Origin of the sequence: Kitasatospora purpeofusca (assembly GCF_036010405.1) — a bacterium.
Taxonomy (GTDB): Bacteria; Actinomycetota; Actinomycetes; order Streptomycetales; family Streptomycetaceae; genus Kitasatospora; species Kitasatospora purpeofusca.
In genome coordinates this window covers 666,055-684,533 of sequence record NZ_CP108561.1, presented here as the reverse complement: position 1 = coordinate 684,533, position 18,479 = coordinate 666,055, and the positions used below count along the sequence as shown (strand labels likewise).

The following is an 18,479-nucleotide window of genomic DNA, read 5'->3' as shown; positions in this document are numbered from 1 at the left end:
GCACCGGCACGCAGCGGCAGACCGGCAGACCGACCGACGAGAGAAGGAACCCGTATGGCCCGGACGACCCCGACCCGGAACCCGGAGGCCGCGAAGCAGGCGTCGACGACGGGGGAGCCCGGGAAGGCGAAGGCATCGGCGAAGGCTCGGCCGGGGAAGAACGACCCCGGGAAGCGGACGCCCCGGACCGCGCCGGACGGCGCCCCCGGACCGGGCCCGCGCCGCCGCACCGTCCGGTTCAGGATCCTTGCCGCCCTGGTGGCGGTTGCCGCCGCCGTCGGCGGAACGGTCGCCTACCGGACCGTCACCGCCGACACCGGCGAACGCCCGGTCACCGTCGACGAGGCCTCCCGGCTGGCCCTGTCACGGCTCAACCTGTTCCAGGCCAGCCCGGTCACGCTCGCCCTGACCGCCGCCGAGGGCGGCGACGTCACCGTCCGGGTCGAGGGCGTGGTGGACTACCGCGTCCGCCGGGGCGTCGGCCGCTACCGGGTCACCGGCGCGAGCGGCCCGCTCGACCACGGCCTGGTGGTGTGGGACGCGGGCGGCCTCGGGCTCGCCCCCGAACCCGCCGGGGTCGACGGCCCGGCCTGGGAGCAGGCCGAACGCGTCCCCCGGCAGGGCTGGTCCCCCCGCTCCTACACCGCCGACCCGCTGGACGCCGGGCTGCAACTGGTCGTCCAGCTCGGCGCCGACCGCCCCGACAACCCGCTGCTGCTCGCCCAGTCCGGGGCCCGCCGGCTCGGCGGGGAGCGGCTCGACGGCCGGGACTACGACCGGTTCGCCGGCCCGCGCGCCCAGGGCGCCGCCCCCGACGGCGAGCGCTCGCCGCTGACCTACTGGGTGGACGGCGACGGCGGTCTGCGGCGGGTCACCATGCGGATGCCCGGCCTGGGCACGCCGACCGCGGTGGAGTTCTCCGGGCAGGACGGCGGAGCCAAACTGCCCGAAGCCCCCTGGCTCACCGGCTGACCGGCTGACCGCCGCGACCCCTTCGGGCGCTGGCCGCCGCCACCCTTTCTTGCGCCGACCGCGCCACCCCGTCGGGCTCCTGCCTCACCCCGTCGGGCTCCTGCCTCACCCCGCCGGGCGCGGCGGGAGCGAGCCTGCGTCCGTCGGCAGCGGGTAAGCCGCCGGGTCCACCGGCCCCGGCAGCCCAGTCGCCGGACGGGCGGGCGCCGCCGGGTCGACCCGGGACGGCTGTGCGGCCGGGGCCGCCACCTGGCTGAACGGCACCCCCGGCGGTGCCTGCACCGGCGCCGGGCGCCCGGCGGCGAGTGGCCCGCGCCCCTGGCCGCCGCAGGCCGCCGCGGCCTCCAGGCCGTCCGGACTCTGGGTGCCGGGCCGGTTGCCGGTGAAGCAGTTGCCGGGATCGGCCGAGGCGAGCACCAGGTCCGCGCCGTTGCCGTCCACCTGGTTGCCCTCGACCCGGTTGCCGCTCGCCGGGTGGCCCGCCGGGTCGGTGACGACCACCCCGGCCGCGCGGTTGCCCCGGACGAGGTTGCGCTCCACCCGGTTCGCCGTCCCGCCGCCGATCCCGATGCCGATGCCGAAGCCCCCGTCCGCCTGCTGCGGGCTGTCGGCGGCGTTGTTGTCGACGACCACGTTGCCCGCGATCACCGCGCCGTGCTGCGGCGCCAGCGCCTCCAGGTCGTTGGAGTTCACCGTGACGCCCACCCGGTTCCCGGCCACCCGGTTGCCCAGGATCGACAGGCCGTCCGAGGCGTTGGTCAGCTCGACCCCGACCGCGTTGCGCTCCACCGTGTTGCCGCGCACCAGGGTGTCGCAGGGCTTGCACTGGCCGACGTAGATACCGGAGTCCGCGTGCCCGGAGGCGTAGGAGTCCTCGATCACGCCGCCGCGCGCGTCGAACGCGTAGATGCCGTACAGGCCGTTGTTGTAGGCCGTCACCCCGGTGGCCCGGAAGCCCTGCACGGGCGGGAAGCGGGCGGTGTCCAGCGGGTCGTACGCCGAGCCGCCCGCGCCGCGCTGCTGCAGCTTCTCGTCGGTGACACCGGTGAACAGCACACCGTTGGCCAGGTAGTGGTGCACGGTGAGGTTCTCCACCACCGAGCCGGGGCCGGTGACGGTGATGCCGTTGGCCAACTTGAGCCCGCCGTCGAGGACCACGGTGGAGCGGTCGGTCCCGCGCAGCACCAGGTTGCTCCTGGCGACGCGCACGCTCTCGCGGTAGGTGCCCGGGCCGATCAGCACCGTGTCGCCGTCGCGCGCGACGTCCACGGCCCGCTGGACGGTGGGGAAGTCCTCCGGTACCCGGACCACGTTCCCGGCCGGGTGCGCGGCGTCGCCGGAGCCGGAACCGCTGGAGGAGCACCCGGTGACCGTCCCGGCGGCCAGCGCCGCCACCACTACCGCAAGAGTCAACTGACGAACACGAAACGTGATTTGCATAGGACGTGTTCTATCGTCTCCAATAGGGCGCATGCCCACCGAACCGGAGAACGCGCCGCCGTCGGATCCGCCCGCCGGTTCGCCCCCCGGTCCGCTTGCGAGCGCTCCCGGACGGCGCCGGGCCCTGCTGACGGCCGGGGCGGTGCTGGCCGCCGGCCTCGGCGCGGCGGTCGGTGAACTCGCTCACGGCGGCTCCCTGTTCGGCGGTTCTACCGGCTCGGGCCGGACCCCTGACGCCGCGCCGCCGACGGAGGCCGCGATCCCCTTCCACGGGGCCCGCCAGTCCGGCCTGACCGGCCCTCAACTCCCGTCGACCAGGCTGCTCGCCTTCGACCTCCCGCCGAACTCCCCGGCCGCCGAGCGGGCTTCCCTCCGCACCCTGCTCGCCGACTGGACCGGTCTGCTCTCCGCCACGGCGGCCGGCACGTCCCCGGACCCGCGACTGCGCGGCGACGACGGCCCGCCCCGCACCGCCTCATTGGTCGGCCTCGGCCCGGCCCTCGCCGCCAGGCTGGCCCTCGCCGTCCCCGGCGGACTGGCCGAGCCGCCCGCCTTCCCCGGCGACCGCCTCGACCCGGCACGCGGCGGCGGCGACCTGCTGCTCCAGCTCTCCGCCGCCGACCCCTGGACGCTCGCCGTCCTCACCGAACTCGCCGCCGAGGCCGCCCGGTCCGCCGGTGCCGTGCCCCGCTGGTCGCAGTCCGGCTTCCTGCCCCCGACCCGCCCGGGCGCCACCCCGCGCAACCTGTTCGGCTTCAAGGACGGCACCGCCAACCCGGACGAGGACGCCGCCCGGCAATGGGTCTGGGGCCCGCCAGGCCCGCACGAGAACGCCACCGTGCTGGTCTACCGGCGGATCCGGATGGACACCGCCGCCTTCGCCGCCCTCCCCGCGGAACGGCAGGAGGCCGCGATGGGCCGCCGCGCCATCGACGGCGCCCCACTGACCGGCGCCGCCGAGCACGACGAGCCCGACCTCTACGCCAAGCACCCGGACGGCGCCTACGTCATCCCGGCCACCGCCCACGTCCGGCTCACCGGCCCCCGCCTCGACGGCGGTGCCCGGATGCTCCGGCGCGGCTACGGCTACGACGACGCCCCGGACGACCGGGGGCTGCTCTTCGCCGCCTTCGTGCGCGACACGGCCCAGTTCACCCGCGTCCAGAGCCGCCTGGCCGAGCGCGACGCCCTCAATCCCTTCCTCACCCACACCGCCTCCGCCGTCGCGTACGTCCTGCCCGGCGCCCCGCCGGGTTCCGTTCTCGGCGCACAGCTGCTCGACTGACGGTCCGTCACGGGTTTCGCCGGGGGGCCTGGCGGGGATCTCGCCGTTCTCCGGTCGACGAGTCACCGGTGCGCCAGGATGTAGGCCGACGAACGCGCCTGTCGGGGTTGGGAGTTGTGAGTGGGCGGCGAGCAGGAACAGGCGGTCGGCGCGGTCGGCGCGGGCGACCGGGCGGACAACCGGCTGACCGGCGGCACCGTGCACGGCCACGTCGTCCAGGCCGGCCGGGCCGACATCACCCTGCGGATGTCCGATCCGGCCGCACCGGCCCCCGTGGCGGTGACCGTCGCCCCGCCCCTGGGGCTGCGCGACCCCGGCCGACCACTGCGCGGCCGCGAGGAGACCCTGGAACGCCTGGAGGCCGAACTCGCCGCCGAGCCGGGCGCCGAGGGCCGGCTGCTGGCGCTGTGCGGCATGGGCGGCTGCGGCAAGACCGCCATCGCCCTGGAGGTCGCCGCCCGCCGGAGCGCCGCCGGTTGCCGGGTGTGGTGGGTCGAGGCGCGCAACGGTCCGGCCCTGGAGGCAGCCCTGCGCGCCGTCGCCCGCCAGGCCGGTGCGACGCAGGAGGAACTGGAGCGCGGTGACACCGCCGACCTCCTCTGGTCCCGGCTGGCCCGCCTGGACACGCCGTGGCTGCTGGTCGTCGACAACGCCGACGACCCCGCCCTGCTCGACGGCCCCGGCACGCTGAGCGCCGGTACGGGCTGGATCCGGCCCGCCACCGGCCCCGGCGCCGTCCTGGTCACCACCCGCGACAGCACCCGGGCCACCTGGGGCCAGGTCGCCCGGCTCCACCTGCTGCGGCCGCTGACCGGCGGCCGGCTCGACGCCGCCGCCCGGATCCTGCGCGACCACGCCTCGCGAGCGCGGGCACCCCCGACGAGGCGCACACGCTCGCGGCCCGCCTGGGCGGCCTCCCGCTCGCCCTGCGGCTGGCCGGCACCTATCTCGACCAGGCGAACCGGACCCCGCCGCCGTTCCGGGCCCCCGCCACCCCGACCACGTACACCGGCTACCTGCGGGCCTGGGAGGAGGGCCTGGACCGGCTGGAGCCGGGACACGCCCTCGCCCGGACCTGGGCGATGTCCGTCGCCCTGCTCGAACAGCGCGGCCACGGCCACGCCCGCGCCCTGCTCGAACTCCTCGCCGCCTTCGCCGACGCCGACCTCCCCTACACCCACCTCCTCTCCCCCGACCGCCTCACCGGGGCCGGACCGCTCGCCGCCCTCGACGGCCCGGCGATCTGGCAGCACCTGACCGCCCTCGCGGGGCTGGGCCTGGTCGAGCTGCTGGAACCGGTGCCCGGCACCCCCGCGGTGCTGCGGATGCACCCTCTCGTGCGGGACGCCTCGCGCACGCCTGGGACGGTGCCTGTTGCCAACGGAATCGTGACTGCGGCGGCGCTCGCCGACGGGCTCAAGGACGGAATGGACTCCGAGGTCACGGCCGCCCTGCGGTCGCTCGCCCCGCACATCCTGGATGCCTTCGAGCAGGCCGACCTCGCCGGCCTCGACGAGTCGGCCCTGTTGGAGCTCACACTGGCCGTGAATGTGGCCGGCCGTCAGCTGCTGACCGACGGTCTCCACGCCCGGGCCCGGTCAGTGCTCGGTGCCGTGCGCGCCGTCGAGTGCGAATATGTCGAACCCGCTCACCCCTACACCTTCATCACTCGGCACAACCTCGCCGTGGTCCTGCGCGACCAGGGAGAGCTGACAGCGGCCCGCGAGGAGTTGGAGGCCGTCCTCGCTGTCGAGACCGAGCGACTGGGTGCCGACCACCCCGACACACAGATCACCCGCCGGAGCCTCGACGGCGTCCTGAGGTTGCTCGAAGGACACTAGCCACGCGGTGGCCCGCGTCTGCGGTCAGCTGCGGAACGGACCCCGGTCGGCGAAGGCGTGGCGCGCGAACCGTTCTCCCATCCGGCGGTACGCGGCTGCGGACGGGTGCAGCCCGTCGGGAAGGTCGTCCACCTCGGCGGGGCCGAGCAGTTCGCGTCCGTCGAGGTAGTGCAGGTGGGGGTCGCGGGCCCGCCGGGCCGCCACGATCCTGGCCAGCTCGTCACGGACCACCTGGAGCGACAGCGCCCCGAGGGCCACCTCGGCCGGGTCCCCGAGCGCCGTGATCCTCCCGTCCCGGCCCACCGAGGTCGGGCCGGGACACCCGTCGAGTGCCGGGCAGCTCACCGGTGAGACCACCAGCAGCGGAGTGTCCGGGTGCCCGTCGCGGATCGTGTCCAGGAACCCGTGCACCGCCGGGCCGAAGGTGCGCAGCCGGAAGGTGGCCCGGGCCACGATGTTGACGCCCGTCTCAAGACTGATCAGGTCGGCGGGCAGGTCGCGGATCGTCCGGGCGACGTAGGGGTCCAGCATGTCGTTGCCCGGCTGGCTGAGGTTGGTCACCTCCGCGCCGCCGAGCGACGCCGCCACCACCGGCCAGGTGCCGGTGGGGCCGTCGGCTTCGAGGCAGTGGCTGATGGAGCTTCCGTGGTGCACCCACCGGGGCCGGCCGTCGGGCAGGGGCGCCAGGACCTCGCCGTCGGCGCGGAGCGCCACCAGTTCGGTGGGAGTCTGCTGCGGCAGCCACAGCTCGACGTCCTTCATCCCGGCCGGCAGGGCGTCGAAACGTGCCGTTGCCGGCTCGCCCGGTACCAGCCGCTGTGCGCCGCCGGGGCCCGCCATCCGCACCACGTGGCCCAACGGTGCCCGCTGCCGCGCGACCAGGGCACCGTCCACCCTCAGTTCGAGCATCCCGGTCGGCCGGGGCTCCGGGGCACCGTCGAGCTGCCCCGTGGAGGTGAGCACCACGAATTCGAGCACCCGTGCGTCGGTGCGGAACACCAACCGCACCCCCGAAGGCATCACCGTGCCTCCGAAGACCGTTGGATCCTGGTACTGCTCCTTGGTCCATGCCGGCAGTCGGCGCGGCATCACTCCCACAGGTGTCGCCTCCAGGTCCAGCGCACCCCGGATCTCGACCGGCCCGTCCACCAGCGGATAGTCCCGCATCGCCACTGTCACCGCTCCTCGGCTCTGCCCGTCCGGCCGGGCAGGTGCTCGACCGGGACCAACGGGCTTCTCCCCGACCCTACGTACGGTGGCCGCAGTTGTCGCGGCCGCTGTGTCGGCGGCACGTTCGGGCCCGGGACCCAACGGGGATTCAGCGGGCCACCACCTCGATCCCGTGCACGGCGTTCCGCGCGCCGCCGGGCGGCTGGACGCGGCCCCGGGCGTCGGTGGCCCGGCAGCGGATCAGGTGCCGGCCCGGGGCGAGCGCGCAGGGCAGGGTGAAGCGCTGCCAGACCGGCTGCGGGCCGCGCGACTCCAGCCGGGCCGGGCGCCAGCCGTCGTCGTCGACGGCGACCTCCACCGCGACCACCGGGTCGAAGCCCCAGGCCCGTCCGGTCACCTGGAACGGCCCGGCCGGGACGGCGTCCCCGTCGCGCGCCCCGACCAGCCTGCTGTTGACCTCGACCTCCCGCACCGGCCGGGCGGCGCCGCCGCCCGGCGGGACCCGGGTGTACAGCCGGGTGGTGAAGAGGTGATCGGGCCGGTGGTCGGCCAGGACGACGCGGGTCAGCCACTTGACCGAGTTGGTGCCGAAGAACCGGGGCACCACCGCGCGCAGCGGGAAGCCGTGCTCCGTCGGCAGTGGCGCGCCGTTCACGGTGTCGGCGAGCAGCACCTCCGTGCGGGCCAGGTCCAGCGGCAGGTCCTTGAGGTAGGCCAGGCCCTGCTCGCCGGCGAACGCGCCCCGGTCGGCGCCCTCCAGCCAGATGTGACGGGCCTGCGGGCGCACACCCGCCAGGTCCAGTACGGCGGACAGTGGCACCCCGGACCAGGCCAGGTTGGCGACGGCCCGGGTCGGTACGTCGGGGTGGGAGGGGTGGCCGAAGCACTCGTGGAAGGCGGTGAGGTCCGTGCGCGGCAGTGCGCCCAGCGCCGGGAGGTCCAGCCGCAGCGGCCGGTCCACCAGGCCCTCGACGCTCAGTGTCCAGGCGTCGGCGTCGAGTTGGGGCGGCGGCCCGAGATGGCTGCGGCGGAAGACCTGGCCGACGGGGGTGAGGAAGGCGTCGGGAATGCTCGGATCGACGGGTGCTGCCTGCACGCGGGCTCCGTACGTCGTCGGGCGGCCCGGGAGGACCGGAAGGGCGGAATGCTCCACCCCCGAACGGTCCGTGTACCCCTGCGGCCGCCCGCCGATGCGGAACCGGGCCCGATACTCTTTCGGGCGTTCGGTGCCGACAGGTGCGCCGGCGGACGGACGGGGCGGGGGTGGTGGCCGTGCGCGGACCGGGGGACCGGCCGGCGGGCCGGCGGGCGGGGGAACTCGAGGAACTGACGCTCCACGAGTTCGCCCTGCTGGCCGGCGGGGCCTGGCGGGTCGCCGAGACGGCGCTGGCCCGGATGCTCCTGGACGCCAGGGTGGAGATCGACCGGCACGGGACGGTCCGGGTCGTCCGTCCCCGCCCCCGCGACGAGGTGGAGGCCGTGCTGCTCGCCGCGCTGGGCCCGTCGGGCACCGGGTGGCTCGGCGCCCCGCGCGCGGCCTTCGGCACCAGCGCGCCGGCCTGCCGGCTGGAGGACGGCCTGCGCGACCGGGGTCTGATCGTCGGTGGCACCACCGGCCCCGAGCGGGGACGTCCACTGCTGCTGCGGACCTGGCTGGTCGTCCCGCTGCTGGTCCTTCTCGCGGTCGGTACCGTCCGGGTCGCCGCGGCCGCCGGAGCGGACCCCGGCCCGGCCTTCCTGCTCGCCGCCCTCGTACCTCTTCTGGTGGCCTTCGTCCTGAGCCGCTTCGGCACGCCCCCTGACCCGCCGGGCCCCTACTGGCGCCCGGCCGCCCGGGTCGAGCCCCTGCTCGCCGCCCTCCGTACCGGCGCGCCCCTCCCACCGGGTTGGCGGCTCTCCCCGGACGCGCTCGCCCCGGCCGGCCGCATCATCTGGGCCGCCGTCGCCGTCGACGGCGTCCCCGCCCTCGGGCGGCACCACCTCACCAGCGCGTTCCACGGGGCCCGCTCCCGCCCACCGCGTCCGCGCCGCGACCCGTCCTGAGATCCGGACCCGGTGGGGCCGCCGCCCGGCGGCGGCCCCGTACGTCCCGGAGGTCTCCGTGGGCCGGTCAGCCGCTGTGGGTGGGGAGTTTGCTGTCGGCGTCGTCGGGGGCGTCGACGGAGGCGAGGGCCTGGGTGCCCGCCTGGAGGCGGAGCGTGGTGCGGGCCAGGCGCTCGCCCTGGTAGCGGGCTGCGGCCAGGATGGAGGCTTCGGGGCCGCCCTCGGCGTCGCCGGTCGCGGCGGTGCCGTACGGGTTGCCGCCGGCCGCGAACACGAGCGGGTCGGTGTAGCCGGGCGGGACGATCAGTGCGCCCCAGTGGTAGAAGACGTTGGACAGCGACAGGATGGTGGCCTCGGCGCCGCCGTGCCGGTTGTACGCGGCGGTGAAGACCGTCACCGGCTTGTCGGCCAGCTGCCCCGCCTGCCAGAGCCCGCTGGCCTGGTCGATGAACTGCTTGAGCTGCGCCGCCGGCGCGCCGAAGCGCGAGGGTGTGCCGAACGCGTAGGCGTCGGCCCACTCCAGGTCGTCCAGGGTGGCCTCTTCCAGGGCCGCGGTGGCGTCGGCGTGCTGCCGCCAGAGCGGATTGCTGTCGATGGCCTTGTCGGGCGCCAGTTCGGCGACCCGCCGCAGCCGGACCTCGGCCCCGGTCGAGGCCGCTCCTTCGACGACCGCCTGCGCGAGCGCGTGCACGGTACCGGTGGCGCTGTAGTGGATGACTGCGACCTTTACGGTCATGTCCCTGTCCTCGCCTGTCAATTGATGATCGGTTGTGCGGATCATGTTATGGGCAGAGCAAGATCACCGGGGTGGGAGCAGGGGGGTCGTTTTTGTCGATCGCCGTCCGGCCCGCAGGTCCGAGCGGATTGCCGGCCGGTCGCCGGTTCAGGTCCCGCAGGCCGGGAGCAGCAGCAGGCGCTCGGGGTCGAACGGCACCCAGGTCGGAGCCTCGCCCCGGCCCATCGCCCGGACCCGGCACCAGGCCCGCTCGCCGACCGACGGCCGCCACCAGCCGTTGATCCGGCCGACCGTCCAACTGCCGTCCGCCCGGTTGATCTGCACCGGCTGGTACTCCGGCTCGACCTCGTGCTCCGGCGGCTGCCACCCGGCTCCGCCGGCCGGGCCGGTGATGGGGCGGACGGTGGGGCGGGTGCGAGTGTCGTGGTGCGGACGGTCTGCCATGTCTCCCCCTGCTGGCTGCTGCCGGCTGCGGCGCGGGTCGTCGGAATGACTCTACAGACCTGTAGTAGTTCGTGGGGGTCCAACACCGGACCCGGTGCACGGTGCCCGGCCGGGCATACGGTTGGGTGGCTGCACACGGGTGAAGGGGGAGACGTGGCTGACGGCTGGGTTGCCGCGGTGCTGCTGGGGCTGTTGGTGCTGGTGGGGTCGTCCGTACAGCGACTGGCGGGCATGGGCTTCGCGCTCGTCTGCGGACCGGCACTGGTCCTGCTGCTGGGGCCGGGCGACGGGGTGACGCTCTCCAACTGCGCGGCCTGCGCCATCAGCGCCGTCGGCCTGGCCGGCAGTTGGCGGCAGGTCCGGCTCGGCCGGATGCTGCCCCTGATGGCGGCGGCCGGCTGCACCGTCCCGATGGGAGCCTGGGTCGCGGACCGGATACCGCCGCCGACCCTGCTGATCGGCATCGGACTGCTGGTCACTGCGGCGGCCCTGCTGGTCATCCGCGGAGTCCGGGCCTCCTCGCTGCGCGGCCTCCGAGGCGCGGTGGCGGCCGGCGCGGCGAGCGGGTTCATGAACTCCGCCGCCGGCGTCGGCGGCCCGGCCGTGTCGCTCTACGCGGTCAACACCGGCTGGACCGCCCGCGAGTTCGTGCCCAACGCGCAACTGTACGGAGTGGTCGTGAACGTCTTCTCGATCGCCGCCAAGGGCGTGCCCCACCTGGCCGCCCCCGCCTGGTCCACGACCGCCGCCGGCATCGCCCTGGGCGCCGTCGTCGGCCGCTCACTCTCCGACCGCGTGACCGAACGCCCTGCCCGCCTCGTGGTCCTGACCCTCGCCCTGGCCGGCGGCCTGGTCGCCCTCGCCAAGGGTCTCTGGGGGCTCTGACCCTCAGGGGACTCATAATCCCTTGGTCGATTTCGTTTCCCGTCCAACCATGTAAAGATCGTCAGCTGTCGCTGCGGCGGCGAGACCACGGCTCAGGGAGTCCGAGTCACGGATCGTGGCGAGTGGCCTCAGTCTCACCCCACTGCCTGGGGCAGGACTGCGCGTCGGCAACTCTGTCCCCCAGTGCGGTGTCCGACCCTGCCTCTACGGTGGCCACGTCACCGCAGGAGGCCGCAGGCGCGCCGACAGCTCCAGCGTCCGGTGACGGCTAGGAGGAGAAACATGGCGCAGTTCACGTTCCCGAGAAGCACCTGGACGCTCAACCGCCGCCGGGGAACGGCCGCCGCCCTCAGCCTGGGCCTCTGGACGGCTCTCCTGGGACTGACGACGTACGGCGCCTCGCCACGGATCTGGGTTGCTGGCGTTCTGTGGCCCGTCGTCGTGATGTTCGTCCTCGAACTGCTCCCACGTCGGGCGCGCCGCCCAATCAACTGGACCCTTGGCTGGCTCCCCCCGTTCATCTGGGGGCTCTTCGGTGCAGTGCTGGTCTACGAGGTCGTAGCGAGGAGGCAGCCGAACGATGAAGGGGCCGGTGGAGGTGCTGTGATGGGGATCGCACTGGTCCTGTGGTTGAGCGCACCCCACATGGAACCGTGGAAGGACTGGCGCGCTTCGCTGCGCTCGCGCGTCCTTCGCTCCACCGGCTCCCACGTGATCTGCATGAGCCTGTTCGTTGCCGGCTTCCTGTGGATGCTCCGCGCGCAGCCGGCTGTCCCCCCGGCGACCCGGCTCGGGCTCATCGTCACCCTATCTACTGCCACCGTCGCGTTCGCCATCAGAGCGAAGGCTCGCGCTCACAAGATCTGCACCGCCACGGCGAAGCTCGCCGAGCAACTTGCCGACGACTGCCGAGCCCTGGCTGCGGGGGCTGAGTCGGACCTCGACCGGATGCGTCAGCAGAGCCGGGACCTCGACCGTTACCTGCGCGCGCCGATTCCCACTTCCTTCAAGATCTTCGGGCTCACCCTCCTCCCGGCTCAGGCTCGCACTGAACTCGTCCACGACATGCTCCTTGGTCCCTCGGAGCATCCCTACCGTCCCCCGCAGCGGTGGACCGAGGCGGCCGAGGACCTCGACCGGCTGGCCGGAAGCCTTGCCCGCTGGACAGACCCCGTGGTCTAGAGGACAGGCCACGTCGACGCAACCTGCACGAAGGGGTGGGGCCCGCGCGCATCACGGGCCCCGCCTCCACCCGGTGAGTTGCTGGACCTCCACCCCGGTGACGCGGCCTCGGCCGTGTGGACGCTGGAGTGCACGGCGAGTCCGCTGGCGGAGGGCATCGACGTCAAGGGCCCCTATGTGCAGGGGCGGCCCGGGCAGCGCTTCGTCTACCTGGTGTGGGGGAACGTCGACCCGGACGGGCAGTTCACCATGTTCCGGCGGGCGAAGCTCATGTTCGACGGGGTGGACGGGCAGGTCCTCGCCGAGGCGGTGGCCGCCGGGCGGCTGGTCGCCCGGCTCGGGCTGACGGACGTCAAGGGGCTGCCGCTGCGCGCGGCGGTCCGTCCGCCCCTGGTGACCTGGTCGGCGGAGAGCGCGACCGGAGCCGGCGCGGGGCGGGCCTGACCGTCGTGGCGGGTCCGTAGGTCTTACGGCGCGCATATACCGGGGTGGGGTATGGTGACCGCCATGTGCCGCCCGGACGCCGAAACCTCCCCCCACGGGCCCGCCGCCCGTACCGGGGCGGCCGGGCGTTCGTACCGGACCCACCAGCGGTGGACGGGGGCGGCCGTCCTGGTGCTCCTGCTGACGGCCCTCGGGCTGATCGGCCACCACACCCTGCCGGCGGGCACGATGCCGGCTTCGCACGCTCCTGCCGTCATGGCGCACGGCGTGGCGGCACACGCCACGTCTGCAGGGGCCACCGCTGCGCCCGTCGTCACCGACCCCGTCCGGGCCTGCGCCGAACACCGGGTCTGCTCCTCGACAGTGCCCGCGCGCGGAGCGGCCCTCGCCGCCCCGCCCGCCGCCACCCTCGCCGCACCCGGTCACCCCGACCCGGCGCCCCGCCCGGCGCTCGCCCACCCCGGCCTGCCCTGGCCGGGCGCACCGCCCCCCGACCTCGACGTCCTCTCCGTCGCGCGCAAATAGGCGCCCCTCGGCGGCCGGGAGCCGGAACTCCGGCCCCTCGCCGCCGGGCGGACCCGTCCACCGGCACGGGCGACCACCGTGCCACCACGCGCACACACCCGAGAGACCTCGATGCCCGAGTTCACCGTCAACCGTCGTTCCCTCCTGCTCGCGGGCCTCGGCGCCGCCGGCGCCGGCCTGCTCGCCGCCTGTTCGGACAGTCCCGCGCCGCCGCCGCTCGTCGACCCCTCCGGCAGCCCCGTCGCCCGGGCGGAGGCCGCCCGCGGCGGCACCGGCCGGGAACGCCCCGTGACCGTCACCGCGACGGCCGACACCGTCGACCTGGGCGGCGGGGCCACCGCCCGGACCTGGACCTTCGGCTCCCTGCCGGGCACCCCGGTCCGCACCACGGCCGGGGACACCCTGGTCGCCACGCTCAACAACCACCTGCCCGACCCGACCTCGCTCCACTGGCACGGTCTGGCGCTGCGCAACGACATGGACGGTGTGCCCCCGGTCACCATGCGTCCGGTCCCGCCGGGCGGCAGCTTCACCTACCGCTTCGTCACTGACCGGCCGGGCACCTACTGGTTCCATCCGCACGTCGGCGTCCAGCTCGACCGGGGCCTGTACGCGCCGCTGATCGTCGAGGACCCGAGGGAGCCGCTCGGCTACGACGAGGAGTGGGTGGTCGTGCTGGACGACTGGCTGGACGGCGTCACCGGCACGCCCGACCAGGCCTTCGCCGAACTCCGCAAGGGGATGGGCGGCGGCGGTGGCTCCGGCGGCCACGACATGGGCGGCCACAACATGCCCGGCAGCGGCAGCGGGAACAGCACCAGCGGCAACGGCAAGGCCGCCGGTGCCGGGCCGTTCATGCTCATGGGTGCCACCAGTGCGCTGCTCGGCGGCGACGCCGGGGACGTCCGTCACCCGCACCACCTGGTGAACGGCCGGATCGCCGCCGACCCCGAGGTGTACCGGTCGGCGCCGGGCCGGCGGGTGCGGCTGCGGATCGTCAACGCGGGCGCCGACACCGCCTACCGCCTCGCGCTGGGCGGCCACCGGCTGACCGTGACCCACACCGACGGCTACCCGGTGCGCCACGAGGAGGTGGACGCCCTGCTGGTCGGGATGGGCGAGCGCTACGACGTCCTGGTCACCCTCCAGGACGGCGTCTTCCCGCTGACCGCGCTCGCCGAGGGCAAGGACGCCGCCGGACGCGCCCTGGTCAGCACGGGCGCGGGCGAGGCGCCCGCCCCCGCGTTCCGCCCCGCCGAGCTGGACGGCCGGATCCTCGCCGCCACCGATCTGCGGGCGGCGGAGGAGGTCGGGCTGCCGAAGCGGACGCCCGACCGCACCCATCGGATCGAACTGACGGGCGGCATGGCCGAGTACGACTGGGCGCTGAACGGGCGCCGCTTCGACATGGCGGACCCGGCCGCGCGCCCCTTCCCCGTCGGCAGCGGTGAGCGGGTGCGGCTGGAGTTCGTGAACCGGACCGACATGTGGCATCCGATGCACCTGCACGGCCACACCTTCCAGGTGGGTGGCGACGGCCCGCGCAAGGACACCGTGATCGTGCTTCCCGGGCGGACGGTGGTCTGCGACTTCGAGGCGGACAACCCGGGGCAGTGGATGACGCACTGTCACAACGCCTACCACGGCGAGGCCGGGATGATGGCGCTGCTCGCCTACCGCGCCTGACCGGGGACGGGGACCCCGGGGGCGGCGGGCCGCCGGCCCGCCGCCCCCTCCGGGTCAGTCCTCCCGCACCACGATCGTGCACAGGCGCTTGGTGGCCCGGGTGAGCGCGACATACAGGTCGCGGTCGCCGCCGGGCCGGGCCGAGGCGATCGCGTCGGGGTCGAGCACGACGGCCGTGTCGAACTCCAGGCCCCGCGCCTCGGAGGCCGGGACCAGCCGGGCGAGCCGGTCCGCGCCCGCCGCCGCCAGCACGTCCACCGAGCCGTCCGGGCAGACCACGCCGATGAGTTCGCCGGGGTGGGCGGCCGACTGCTCGCGCAGTTCGGCGAGCAGGGTGTCCGTCAGCCCGGCGGGCGAGGCGTCGCGGCTGCGGGGCTCCTCGCCGTGCCGGATCGAGCCGATCGGGGCCTGGTCCGGCGCGATCCGGGCCAGCAGCTCGCGGGTGGTGGCGAGGATCTCCTCGGTGGTCCGGTAGCTGACGGTCAGTGTGCGCAGGTCGAAGCGGCCCCCGAGGTGCGGATCCAGCGCCTCGTGCCAGCCGCGCGCGGTGGTGGCCGGGCCGGCCTGGGCGAAGTCGCCGACCAGGGTCATCGACCGGGCCGGGCACCGGCGCAGGACCGTCCGCCACTGGAGCGCGGTGAACTCCTGCGCCTCGTCCACCACCACATGGCCGAAGGTCCGGGCCGGCGGGCCGTCCAGCAGGGCGGCCGCCTCGTCCAGCAGCGGCAGGTCCGCGTCGGTCCACGGCGAACCCGGGGTCCGCAGCAGGACGCGGTGCTCCTCGGCGGTGAACCCCGGCAGGCGCGCGGCCAGTGTCCCGAGGTCCCCGAGCAGGGCGTCCACCACCGCGTCGGGCGTCAGGTGCGGCCACAGCTCCTCGACCTTGCGCTCGACCAGGTCGTCGTCGAGCAGGGCGGCCCGCATCGCGTCCGCGTCGAACTCCGCCCCGCCGGCCACCGGATCGGCCTCGATGCCCAGGTTGCGCAGGTCCGCCGCCGTGGCCCGGTCGAGGTCGAGGCCGGTCAGCTCGGCCACCTCGGCGTCGATCCGCTCCAGCGTCTCGGCGGCCCCTCGGGCGAGGTCCCTGGTCACCGCGTCGACCAGCATCTCCTTGAACAGTCCGCGGGCCCGGTGGTGCGGGAGACCGCCCAGCAGTGCGGCGTCACGGGTCCGGGCGACCTCCGCCTCGCCCAGACGGACGTCGTCCTGCCCGACCCGCACGGCGAACTCCCCGCCGGGTGCCTGCCGTTCGCGCACCGTCGCCGCCAGCGCCCCGACCAGCGCGCCGTCGCCCTTGAGTCTGGCCGCCTCCGGCCGCTCGACGGCGGCACCGGGAGCCGCCGGAGCCCGCGATCCCGTCCCGTTCCCCCAGCCCGGTGCGGCCAGTTCGGCGCAGGTCGCGAGGACGACCTCGCTCTCGCCGAGCGAGGGCAGCACCTGCGAGATGTACTCCAGGAAGCGGGCGTTGGGACCCAGCACCAGCACGCCCCGCTCGGCGGCCTTCGGGAAGGCGTAGAGCACGTAGGCGGCGCGGTGCAGCGCGACCACCGTCTTTCCGGTGCCGGGACCGCCCTGGACCACGGTGACACCGCGGTGCTGGGAGCGGACGATCGCGTCCTGCTCGGTCTGGAGGGTGGCCACCGCGGTGCCCATCCGGCCGGTGCGGCGGGCCTCCAGCGCGGCCGCGAGCGGGCCGTCGCCGACCACGTCCTCCGCGGTGGGCTCGGAGCCGTCGAGCAGTTCGTCGCTCACCCCGACCACCGTGCGCTCCGTCAGCCGCAGGTGGCGTCGTCGTCGCAGGCCCATCGGGTGCACGGATGTCGCCTCGTAGAACGCGCGGGCGGCGTCGGCCCGCCAGTCGACCAGGGCGGGCAGCTCGTCCTCGTCGCGCTGGAGGCTCAGCCGGCCGATCCGCAGCGCCGTGCCGTCCACCAGGTCGATCCGGCCGAACACCAGGCCGCCCTCGGCCCCTTCGAGACGCCGCACCTCCCGGGCGAGCTGTTCGGCGGCCAGGTCCCTCTCGTACGCCCCGGTGGTGCCGTCCGCCTTCGCGGCGAGTGTCCCGACGAGCCGGGCCCGGGTGTCGGCGAGGCGTTCGTCGAACAGCGCGACGACGGCGGCCACCTCCGCCCGCTCCAGCTCCACTTGGTGTACCACGTTGTCCTCGACCTGCGGCAAGGCAGCGCTCCTCTCGGGTTCGGCCTGTCACTATGCGAGGACGCGCGGGGAATGTAAATGTTGACGTTCCGGCTCGAATTGTGTCCACGGGCCGTCTCCGGGCCCGGCGGTCCGACGCCGTGTCACCTCTTCGGAGGCTCCTCGGAACGTGCCGGTGCCGGTGCCGGGTCCGGCATCGCAACCGGGACCGGACGTCGGGCGGGCCACCGGCCGAGGACCGGACCGGCGTCCGTCCCGACGTCCGGCCGGGGGCGTTCGCGGGAGGCCGGGCTCAGGACTCCTTGACCACCACGGTCTTCGCCGCCTTGTCGTGCAGGGCCTGCTGGAGCGGCTTGTCCCACAGCGGGAACAGGACGTTGACGAGCGCGAAGAGGGAGCCGATGCAGTAGACCGCGTTGGGCAGGGTGTACACGGCCGCGCGGATCAGCAGCGAGTTCTCGGCCGGCTTCCCGCCGTGCCCGAGGTCCACGACCCGCAGCTTCATCACCTTCTTGCCGACCGTCTGGCCGCCCTGGGTGAGCAGCATCGCGGCCTCGTAGCCGAAGGAGAGCAGGCCCGCCACGACGTAGTAGAGGATCGAGGCGCCGAGGACCACGAAGACCAGCACGGTCGGGACGATGAGCACGGCGACGTCGATCAGCCGGGCGACCAGGCGCTCCCCGATCGGCGCGAGCTGGCGCGTCCCCGGCACCGGGGCGCCGCCGTACCCGCCGGGCTGGCCGAGCCAGTGCGGCAGGCCGGCCTGCGGCTGCTGGCCGTAGGGCTGCTGCGGGGGAACGCCGTAGCCGGGCTGGCCGTACGGGGCCTCCTGCTTGTACGCCTGCTGGTCGTACGGGGCCTGCTGGCCGTAGGGCGGCTGCTGGCCGGCCGGGGGCTGCTGTCCGTAGGGGTTCTGCTGTCCGTAGGGGTTGGACCCGTCGTACGGGTTCTCGTTCTGGCCGTACCCGGTGGGGCCGTTGGTGCTCATCCTGGCTGGTTCCCTGCCTCGGAAGTGGTGGTACGGCTGTTCTACCGATCATCGGACGGGTGCGGGAAGACGGACGGGCAAGTCGTTACCGATCAGGGGCGACCTTGTCGCCGAGCCGAGCACCGAGGAGTCCTGTTATGTTCGGATTGCCGGAATCAGCCTGCGCCGCCCGATCGGGCGGCTCGACCAGGGAGGCCGGAATGACCGGTGCACCCGAACCCATCAGCGACGCCGGCCGTGCCGTGCTGGAGCGGGACCTGGCCGACTTGCGCACGGAACGCGAGGCCGTCGCCGCCACGCTGCGGGGCGGTGAGGAGGTCGGCGACCGGGCCGACCAGGCCGACGAACTGCAACGGGCCGACGTCCTCGACCGGTTGGACGACAGGATCACCGTGATCGAGGGCCGACTGCGCGAGGCGGCGGTCGCGGGCGCGCCGAGCACCGAGACGGTCGGCGTCGGCAGCACGGTGACCCTGCGCTTCCAGGACGCCGCCGAGTTGACCGTCCGGATCGGCGAACTGGCCGAGGAGCTGGACCCGGAGCTGGTGACCGACGACAGTCCGCTCGGTCAGGTCCTGCTCGGCCGCAGGGTCGGCGAGACCGTCGAGTACGACGCTCCCGGCGGTCGGACCAGCGCTGAGGTGCTGTCGATCGGCGGCGACGCCGGAGCGTGACGACGGC

Annotated in this window: 18 protein-coding genes; 11 read left to right on the top strand and 7 right to left on the bottom strand. The window is 74.7% G+C overall.

The annotated features are described in order from the left end of the window. Window positions 1-54: 54 nt before the first annotated feature. Entirely contained in the window at window positions 55-972 is a 918-nt protein-coding gene (locus OG715_RS03135) for a hypothetical protein (protein ID WP_327063941.1), read from the top strand. Window positions 973-1,077: 105 nt separating this feature from the next. Here OG715_RS03135 and OG715_RS03130 read toward each other — a convergent pair whose 3' ends face one another. Beyond that, the gene (locus OG715_RS03130) at window positions 1,078-2,385 is read right to left on the bottom strand and encodes a right-handed parallel beta-helix repeat-containing protein (protein WP_327063940.1); all 1,308 of its coding nucleotides are present in this window, start codon (window positions 2,383-2,385) and stop codon (window positions 1,078-1,080) included. 58 nt (window positions 2,386-2,443) lie between these two features. On the opposite strand from OG715_RS03130, the gene OG715_RS03125 reads away from it, so the two are divergent. The 3 genes from OG715_RS03125 to OG715_RS03115 all read left to right on the top strand — a co-directional run bounded on the left by OG715_RS03125 (window position 2,444) and on the right by OG715_RS03115 (window position 5,538). Next, complete coding sequence (locus OG715_RS03125) at window positions 2,444-3,697, top strand: Dyp-type peroxidase (RefSeq protein WP_327063939.1); 1,254 nt, start codon at window positions 2,444-2,446, stop codon at window positions 3,695-3,697. A 120-nt stretch (window positions 3,698-3,817) separates the two neighbouring features. Next, on the top strand, window positions 3,818-4,954 hold the full coding sequence (locus OG715_RS03120; RefSeq protein ID WP_327063938.1) for an AAA family ATPase: 1,137 nt from the start codon (window positions 3,818-3,820) through the stop codon (window positions 4,952-4,954). A 68-nt stretch (window positions 4,955-5,022) separates the two neighbouring features. Continuing rightward, window positions 5,023-5,538 (top strand): tetratricopeptide repeat protein, encoded by a 516-nt coding sequence (locus tag OG715_RS03115; protein ID WP_327064219.1) that lies wholly within the window; start codon window positions 5,023-5,025, stop codon window positions 5,536-5,538. A gap of 24 nt (window positions 5,539-5,562) precedes the next feature. Here the strand turns inward: OG715_RS03115 and OG715_RS03110 are convergent, their stop codons facing one another. After that, window positions 5,563-6,705 (bottom strand): GDSL-type esterase/lipase family protein, encoded by a 1,143-nt coding sequence (locus tag OG715_RS03110; RefSeq protein WP_327064218.1) that lies wholly within the window; start codon window positions 6,703-6,705, stop codon window positions 5,563-5,565. A 151-nt stretch (window positions 6,706-6,856) separates the two neighbouring features. Continuing rightward, window positions 6,857-7,804: a molybdopterin-dependent oxidoreductase gene (locus tag OG715_RS03105; protein WP_327063937.1), complete on the bottom strand. Its 948-nt coding sequence runs from the start codon at window positions 7,802-7,804 to the stop codon at window positions 6,857-6,859. A gap of 176 nt (window positions 7,805-7,980) precedes the next feature. Between OG715_RS03105 and OG715_RS03100 the strand changes: the two genes are divergently transcribed. Further along, window positions 7,981-8,751 carry a TIGR04222 domain-containing membrane protein gene (locus OG715_RS03100; RefSeq protein ID WP_327063936.1) on the top strand — a complete coding sequence of 257 codons (771 nt, stop codon included), beginning with the start codon at window positions 7,981-7,983 and terminating at the stop codon, window positions 8,749-8,751. Window positions 8,752-8,818: 67 nt separating this feature from the next. Here the strand turns inward: OG715_RS03100 and wrbA are convergent, their stop codons facing one another. Continuing rightward, window positions 8,819-9,487, bottom strand: coding sequence for an NAD(P)H:quinone oxidoreductase (gene wrbA / locus OG715_RS03095; protein ID WP_327063935.1), 669 nt, complete (start codon window positions 9,485-9,487; stop codon window positions 8,819-8,821). A 147-nt stretch (window positions 9,488-9,634) separates the two neighbouring features. Continuing rightward, complete coding sequence (locus OG715_RS03090; RefSeq protein WP_327063934.1) at window positions 9,635-9,931, bottom strand: hypothetical protein; 297 nt, start codon at window positions 9,929-9,931, stop codon at window positions 9,635-9,637. Between the two features lie 153 nt (window positions 9,932-10,084). Here OG715_RS03090 and OG715_RS03085 point away from each other — a divergent pair, with 153 nt between their 5' ends. From OG715_RS03085 to OG715_RS03065, 5 genes are all read left to right on the top strand, one after another. Beyond that, window positions 10,085-10,816, top strand: a complete 732-nt coding sequence (locus OG715_RS03085) for a sulfite exporter TauE/SafE family protein (protein WP_327063933.1) — start codon at window positions 10,085-10,087, stop codon at window positions 10,814-10,816. A gap of 282 nt (window positions 10,817-11,098) precedes the next feature. After that, window positions 11,099-11,998 (top strand): hypothetical protein, encoded by a 900-nt coding sequence (locus tag OG715_RS03080; RefSeq protein WP_327063932.1) that lies wholly within the window; start codon window positions 11,099-11,101, stop codon window positions 11,996-11,998. Between the two features lie 78 nt (window positions 11,999-12,076). After that, the gene (locus tag OG715_RS03075) at window positions 12,077-12,442 is read left to right on the top strand and encodes a DUF5990 family protein (protein WP_327063931.1); all 366 of its coding nucleotides are present in this window, start codon (window positions 12,077-12,079) and stop codon (window positions 12,440-12,442) included. 63 nt (window positions 12,443-12,505) lie between these two features. Continuing rightward, complete coding sequence (locus OG715_RS03070; RefSeq protein WP_327063930.1) at window positions 12,506-12,967, top strand: hypothetical protein; 462 nt, start codon at window positions 12,506-12,508, stop codon at window positions 12,965-12,967. Between the two features lie 111 nt (window positions 12,968-13,078). After that, window positions 13,079-14,653 carry a multicopper oxidase family protein gene (locus OG715_RS03065; RefSeq protein ID WP_327063929.1) on the top strand — a complete coding sequence of 525 codons (1,575 nt, stop codon included), beginning with the start codon at window positions 13,079-13,081 and terminating at the stop codon, window positions 14,651-14,653. Window positions 14,654-14,707: 54 nt separating this feature from the next. Here the strand turns inward: OG715_RS03065 and OG715_RS03060 are convergent, their stop codons facing one another. Then, window positions 14,708-16,831: a HelD family protein gene (locus OG715_RS03060; protein WP_327063928.1), complete on the bottom strand. Its 2,124-nt coding sequence runs from the start codon at window positions 16,829-16,831 to the stop codon at window positions 14,708-14,710. 271 nt (window positions 16,832-17,102) lie between these two features. Next, entirely contained in the window at window positions 17,103-17,798 is a 696-nt protein-coding gene (locus OG715_RS03055) for an RDD family protein (protein WP_327063927.1), read from the bottom strand. Window positions 17,799-17,998: 200 nt separating this feature from the next. On the opposite strand from OG715_RS03055, the gene OG715_RS03050 reads away from it, so the two are divergent. Further along, on the top strand, window positions 17,999-18,472 hold the full coding sequence (locus tag OG715_RS03050; protein WP_327063926.1) for a GreA/GreB family elongation factor: 474 nt from the start codon (window positions 17,999-18,001) through the stop codon (window positions 18,470-18,472). The last annotated feature ends 7 nt before the right edge of the window (window positions 18,473-18,479 follow it).

Bases quoted from the DNA above. Each gene is read 5' to 3' on its own strand.
- OG715_RS03135 (WP_327063941.1), top strand. From the start codon at position 55: ATGGCCCGGACGACCCCGACCCGGAACCCGGAGGCCGCGAAGCAGGCG.
- OG715_RS03125 (WP_327063939.1), top strand. From the start codon at position 2,444: ATGCCCACCGAACCGGAGAACGCGCCGCCGTCGGATCCGCCCGCCGGT.
- OG715_RS03115 (WP_327064219.1), top strand. From the start codon at position 5,023: ATGCACCCTCTCGTGCGGGACGCCTCGCGCACGCCTGGGACGGTGCCT.
- OG715_RS03110 (WP_327064218.1), bottom strand. From the start codon at position 6,705: ATGCGGGACTATCCGCTGGTGGACGGGCCGGTCGAGATCCGGGGTGCG.
- wrbA (WP_327063935.1), bottom strand. From the start codon at position 9,487: ATGACCGTAAAGGTCGCAGTCATCCACTACAGCGCCACCGGTACCGTG.
- OG715_RS03090 (WP_327063934.1), bottom strand. From the start codon at position 9,931: ATGGCAGACCGTCCGCACCACGACACTCGCACCCGCCCCACCGTCCGC.
- OG715_RS03080 (WP_327063932.1), top strand. From the start codon at position 11,099: ATGGCGCAGTTCACGTTCCCGAGAAGCACCTGGACGCTCAACCGCCGC.
- OG715_RS03070 (WP_327063930.1), top strand. From the start codon at position 12,506: ATGTGCCGCCCGGACGCCGAAACCTCCCCCCACGGGCCCGCCGCCCGT.
- OG715_RS03065 (WP_327063929.1), top strand. From the start codon at position 13,079: ATGCCCGAGTTCACCGTCAACCGTCGTTCCCTCCTGCTCGCGGGCCTC.
- OG715_RS03055 (WP_327063927.1), bottom strand. From the start codon at position 17,798: ATGAGCACCAACGGCCCCACCGGGTACGGCCAGAACGAGAACCCGTAC.
- OG715_RS03050 (WP_327063926.1), top strand. From the start codon at position 17,999: ATGACCGGTGCACCCGAACCCATCAGCGACGCCGGCCGTGCCGTGCTG.